Source organism: Cytophaga sp. (assembly GCF_051961495.1).
Lineage (GTDB): Bacteria > Bacteroidota > Bacteroidia > Cytophagales > Cytophagaceae > Cytophaga.
Map to the genome: position 1 here is coordinate 1 of NZ_JBQCDF010000228.1, position 6,090 is coordinate 6,090.

At 38.2% G+C, this 6,090-nt stretch carries 4 protein-coding genes; all 4 read right to left on the minus strand.

The genetic code is table 11. The features are described from left to right. Positions 1 to 102: 102 nt before the first annotated feature. Positions 103 to 387: a hypothetical protein gene (locus ACTHJT_RS12740; RefSeq protein WP_440238752.1), complete on the minus strand. Its 285-nt coding sequence runs from the start codon at positions 385 to 387 to the stop codon at positions 103 to 105. After that, complete coding sequence (locus tag ACTHJT_RS12745; protein ID WP_440238754.1) at positions 388 to 2,022, minus strand: hypothetical protein; 1,635 nt, start codon at positions 2,020 to 2,022, stop codon at positions 388 to 390. Continuing rightward, positions 2,015 to 5,059: a tetratricopeptide repeat protein gene (locus ACTHJT_RS12750; RefSeq protein ID WP_440238756.1), complete on the minus strand. Its 3,045-nt coding sequence runs from the start codon at positions 5,057 to 5,059 to the stop codon at positions 2,015 to 2,017. Before ACTHJT_RS12750 ends, ACTHJT_RS12745 begins: the two co-directional genes overlap by 8 nt. Before the next feature lie 85 nt (positions 5,060 to 5,144). After that, a partial coding sequence (gene holA, locus ACTHJT_RS12755) for a DNA polymerase III subunit delta (RefSeq protein ID WP_440238758.1) occupies positions 5,145 to 6,090 on the minus strand: 946 nt, incomplete at its 5' end.

The following is a 6,090-nucleotide window of genomic DNA, read 5'->3' on the forward strand; positions in this document are numbered from 1 at the left end:
AAAAATAACACCATAAAATTAAACCATATTTTCTGTTTAAAATACAAAATTCCATTCTTTTTTATAAAAAAAGCGGCCAATGCAATTAAGTTTGTAGAGGTTTTATAATGAAAGCGACGATGAAATTTTTTTAACAAATTCATCAATTAAAGCATTTGCATCATTAAAGCTAATCTTTTCATTTACAGATATTTCAGAAGCAAGTAGACCGTCATTTACTTTAATCTGGGCATTAAAACCCAACGTTCTGCCGGGTGCCGTAAATTTATGTGTAATGGGATGTATATCGGCAGAAGTTGGTTGGGCAATGAACGCACCGAAGCCAGGAACGATCACACAGTCATGATTTCCAACCAATTCCGATATATATGATTCAATATTCTTCATTTAAAAGCTATACGTCAAACCACCTAAAATGTTGATTCCTTTCACCTGGTAGTATAAATACCTCTGATATTTCTGTGACAATATATTATTAAATTCTAAGAAAGCCGAGAAACTGCTTGAAAATCTGTATTCTGTTTTCAAGCTCAGGTCGGCGATGTCTTTTAACTGAACACTTGTATTGCTCTCCAGGTTAAGGCCGTGTATACCACTAAGGTAATACATTTCAGCATTAAAGTATATTTTTTTCTTTAAATTATATTGAATGCCAAGGGCCAGCTGTGAGGCCGGACGATGCCATGCTTTCGCCAACACATCAGTGTTCCAGGCATTGTAAATATAATTTGCCGAGATTCTCCAGTCCTGGTTCAGGTCATAAAAGATACTTCCATCCAACACAAATACACCGGCCTTATCATATAAGGCCGTAAATTTACTGGAATCTGTTGCACTGTTCGTGAAGAAATACTGGTTTGTATAAGCCTTATAGCCAAGCTGCGCTTTATAGCTGACTTTATCAGATAAGTTTCCGGATGAACCCAGATACACGTCAATTTTCTTGTTTGAATGTGCCAGCGGTACATCCGAGCCCAGATAAGGGTTTTGCTGAATAAAAGTGCGGTAGGTATTTTTCTCCATGCCTCCGCCAATACCTCCATACAACATTATTTTACCCGGAATGTAGTTATAATCAGCATGAATCGCCGGATACAAATGCATACCTTTCGAACCTTTCAAAGTATCTGTTGAGTAGTTCACATTAGCTCCAACCGTGATTTCCCACTTATCCTGGATAATTTTATAGGTTGGTTTGATTTGAAACAGAATCCTGTTCAATGTAGAAGAATCAGACCTGTTTGCGCTGGAAATCCCCAGGTCAACAGCTGCGCTGCGGGTATCATTCAGCTTTAAATCTCCCCTTCCGTTCCAGGCAATTTCAAGCTCACTTGCCTTCAGCTTGGTTGTTAAATAATACAGGTCCAACCCTGAATTGTATGTAAACTTATCGCCGACTTTCGTTTTAACCGTATTTACACCGGCGTGAAAAAGCTGGTAGGTTTGCTTGATCGAATCTTTATTATTGGCAGCAATATCCTGCGGCAAACCATAATACCTGTATCGATTGTTGCTATAGGAAACGTGTCCCCTCCAGGTAGAATTTTTACCATAGCTGCTCCCGAAGAATTCAAGCAGGTCCTGACCGTTTCCAGAATTCTGCAAAGAGCCTTTAGAAGATGACAAATGTTTAAAATGCGTACCGTAAGAATATTTAGAACTGCGTTTGTTTGTATAATAAAACTCACCCAATACGGTTCCGTAATTTCCAAACCCAAGCTTTGCATAACCCGGTAAAATCGGGCTAATTGAATCAACGGGCATGGTAGGAATCTTCACCCTTGCATCAAACCTTGGAGGATTGATTGTGTAATCGCGCGTATCATACTCCTGAGGTTTCGGATCCGGTATTGGTTGTACATCCAGGTTCTGTTCATAAAAACGGTTCGCCGGAACCAGTTCAAGTTTCGCGTTTACTTCGTTATAAAAAACAGCCGTGGGAATTTCGCCTTCTTTCTGAGCAAACAGTGATATTGAACCTGTAAATACAAGTAAAGCAAGTAATAGCAGCTTATTATTCATTACCTTCACCCTCCTTCGTTTTTTTAGTTCCATCTGATGCATTTAATTGATCAAGCTTAGCCTGAGCCTGTTTTCGAATATCTTCAACCGGAGACTTCTGAATAATAGACAACAATGTTTCTCTGGCCTGGAACAATTCATTCTTCGCAATAAAGTTATCTGCAATCAACAGGAATGATTTGCCGAACCAGGTTTCATAACTATAAAATGTATTATTAAAATCGTACAATGTTTCTATAGATTGCTTGTATTGTTTCTTCTCGTACTGAATCTTGGCAACCATATACTGTGATTCCGCGGCACTAATATCTTTGGCTCCATTCAGGCAGGATAAGAAATAATCCTGTGCCGCATCGTAATCTTTTTTCTGGTAAGCAATCTTACCTTTGTGTAACAGTGCCTTATTTTCTGCATCCGGAGCAGCAGAGCCGTGACCTAATACTTTATCCGCATATATAGTAGCAGAATCCAGTTTGTTTGAATCATAATAAGCAGTCATTAATCCTACCCAGGCAGCAGTTTTCTCCTTATTCGTTGAAGCATTCTTCTGAAGCTCGTCATAGAATTTGATCGTATTCGGCAAATCATTCTGTACATAAGAAATCTCTGCCAGGCGCTGTATGGATTTTTTATAGTACTGATTTTTTGCAGTTACGATTTCAGCATATAGTTTTTTAGCATTGTCATATTCTTTCGTTCTGAAATAAGAATCTGCCAGATAAAACTGTGCTTCACCAATACTCGCATGGTTTGGATATTGCTGAATAAATGCAGCAAAGGCTGGTATCGCCTGCTTATATTTCTCAGCGTTGTAAAGCGACTGGGCATTTCTGAAATCCACTTCCTTCAGATCTTTTGAATCCGGATTAGCATCCTTATAAGAAGCAAGTATGGCAGGGAACTGATCTTCCTTCTCCTGAATACCTAATATCTCCTGAATGCTTAACAATGCATTGTAAGCCGGTGCACTCTTGGGATACTCAGTCAGGATGCGTTTGTTATCAGCCAGTGCTTTATCATATTCCTTTAAATTGAAATAAGACACGGCTCTTTTTTGCAGAGCAACCGGTTTGATCCCTTTTAAATCCTCCTTCTTATTAATAATTTTTGTATACCCTTCAATGGCCAGTTCATACTTACTGGCTTCGAGATCCAGCTGAGAACGCTGCATCACGGCTTCATCATAATACGTAGAGTTTGGATATTTATTCGTCAATTGCGCATACATAGAATATGCTACTGACGTTTTATTGGTCAGATAATTTATGGTCGCTTTCTGGAAAAGAATATAATCTTCATCTTCTTTTCTTTCTGCAAGAGCTAAATCATAATATTTAATTGATTCCGGAAAACGTCTGGTTACAAAATACAATTCAGCTAATCTCAGCTCTGCATCCCTGTAATACACATCCCCGCTTCCTTTTTTATCGGCTAGTAACGTTATAAATTTCACAAACTGCGGAACGGCATCGTTCCATTTTTCCTGATAGTAATATGCGTAACCTAATCCGTAATAAGATTTGATCACATTCACATTTTCCAGCGTACTTCCTTTTTCAATAGCTTCTGCATAAGCATCTACAGCTTCGCTGTATCTCTTTTCCTGAGAAAGACATTCTCCTTTCCAGAAATAAGAGTTGATGTAAATAGTTTTATCAAAACTGTATTTGGAAGATTTATTCAATACTGCCAGCGCACCGGTATAATCTTTTTTATTGATTAATTCCACCGCCTTGTAATAAGCAATACGCTGATAAGTGGTATTGATACGTGAGTTATGATATTTTAAATTTTCAATATAGGTAAGCGCCTCATCGTAATTCTTTGAACCCAGATAAGACTCACTTAAAAGTTCTGAAGCTTCCTGTCCGTGACTGCTTTTAGGATATTTTTCCAGGTAGTTTTTCAAACGTGTAGTCGCATCTGTAAACCGGCCTAAATCGGCGGCAACCTTTGCATATAAAAACGTTGCTTCTTCTGTAATAGGCGCATTGAATGAAGCGCGCTGGGCAGTTTCAAAAGCCAGGATGGCAGATGGTTTGTCATTCGACTTCAGGTAACTCAAACCTAATATATAAGCCGAAGATTGTCCGAGAGAATCTTTATCGCTGGCAATTGTTTGCAACATATCTGCAGCCTGTTTATACTCTCCTGATTTGTATGAAGAAAAACCGATGCGGTATTTCATATCCGGAGAAAGACTTTTCGTACCGGTAGCCGTTAAATAATCTTTGAATAAAGGGGTTGATTTATCAAACTGTTGCTTGAAAAAATATGCATCTGCAAGAATCAATTTGATGTCGTTGGTATTCGGTCCGGCCGACTTATCTTTAATAACCCCTTCGGCATAGGGAATCAGTTCATCGTATTTACCTTGTCTGTAATAAATATTAGCAATCAATACTGCAACAAGCGGTTTATAGTCATTACTTTCAGCGGCTTTATTCAGATCTGTTAAGGCTGCTTCATAATCTGTATTCTTAAATTCAATGTAACCAGCGTAATAATTCGCTGCATAGGTATACTGGTGCTTTTGAGATTTACATGCATTGAATTTTTCCAAAGCAACCGGAAAGTCTTTTTTGGTAAAACTTGCATAACCGGATCTGAATTGATATTCATTTTGTTCACCCGCAGATAATTTAGCAGGGTCTACCTGCGTATAATATTCAATTGCCTTATCGTATTTCTTATTATTATAGAAAAAATTACCCAGGTCAAAACCTGCCCGGCCGGATTTTACATGGTTAGGATATTTTTCTGTAAAGCTTTTAAAAAGATATTCAGCGTCGTCGTTAAATAGATTTAATGCACATACCGCAACATAATATTCAGACTCGATTGCCTTTAAATCCTGCGGGTACTGCAGAATGTATTGCTGGTAAAGTTCTTTAGCCGCAACATACTTTTGTTTGTCAAACAGTTCCATGGCATTGTAATACAAGCGATCGGGAGCTGTGTTCGTTGCCGTATTCTGAGCATAAGCCGTATGCAAAGAGAGAAAAACAAACAAAATGAAAATTATTCTTTTAACCATAACAGTTATTTTATCTCATTCTCAATGAATATAACGAAAATCGAAACAACTTCTTATAGTTACGCCTCAATTTGTTAGTACCTGATCAATGAAGAAGTTTGAAAATTAATTCCTTTAATATAAAGCCGTCGCTTACATTCACAACCGTATAGCCTTTCACCATTTTATCTGCTTCGCGAATGGCTCTTACACTGGCAATACACTTATTGATGTCATACAAACGTGACGCGTTTATGTATTCTTTTACAAAGAATGGATGCACCCCTACCACACGCGCCAGGCTGGCTTCGCTCTTATCTGTAGCTGCATGAATGGCCAGTAATTTCAGGTAATAAGTAAATAAGCTTGAAAGCACCATCACGATCGGATTGGCTTTAGGATTGGAATCAAAATGATTGACAATCTTATTCGCTTTAACAATATCCCTTACACCAATAGCTTTTTGCAATTCAAACACATTGTATTCTTTACTTACCCCAACGTATTTTTCGATTAAATCTTCAGAAATAACTACTGATGAATCCTTAACGTTAATCAGCAGCTTATCTATTTCGTTCGCCATTCTGGATAAATCCGTACCAATGGATTCGGCCAGTAAAACAACAGCCTTGGGATCAATCTTATAATTCTTATCCTTTACATATGCATTGATCCACTCTGGCAGCTTATTGTCGTAGATCTTCGCAGACTCAACAAACACAGCGTATTTCATTAAGTGTTTGGTGATCTTTTTACGTGCATCCAGCTTTTTATATTTATGACAAAAAACCAGAATCGTTGTAGGTAATGGATTTTCGAGGTAAGCCATCAGGAACTTCTCGGTCGAATCCTTTACAAGATCCGGGATGTCTTGTGCTTCTTTGATCATTACCACCTGGCGTTCTGAGAACATTGGGTATTTGCGGGCATTCTGTAAAATGGTGGAAACATTGGTATCCTTACCATACAGAATGGTCTGGTTAAATCCCCTTTCAGATTCAGGCAGACAGTTGTTCTCTATGTAGCCAGAGATCAGATCAATGAAATAAGGC

Excerpts from the sequence above, each read along its gene's own strand:
- ACTHJT_RS12745 (WP_440238754.1), bottom strand. The coding sequence starts at position 2,022 with ATGAATAATAAGCTGCTATTACTTGCTTTACTTGTATTTACAGGTTCA.
- ACTHJT_RS12740 (WP_440238752.1), bottom strand. The coding sequence starts at position 387 with ATGAAGAATATTGAATCATATATATCGGAATTGGTTGGAAATCATGAC.
- ACTHJT_RS12750 (WP_440238756.1), bottom strand. The coding sequence starts at position 5,059 with ATGGTTAAAAGAATAATTTTCATTTTGTTTGTTTTTCTCTCTTTGCAT.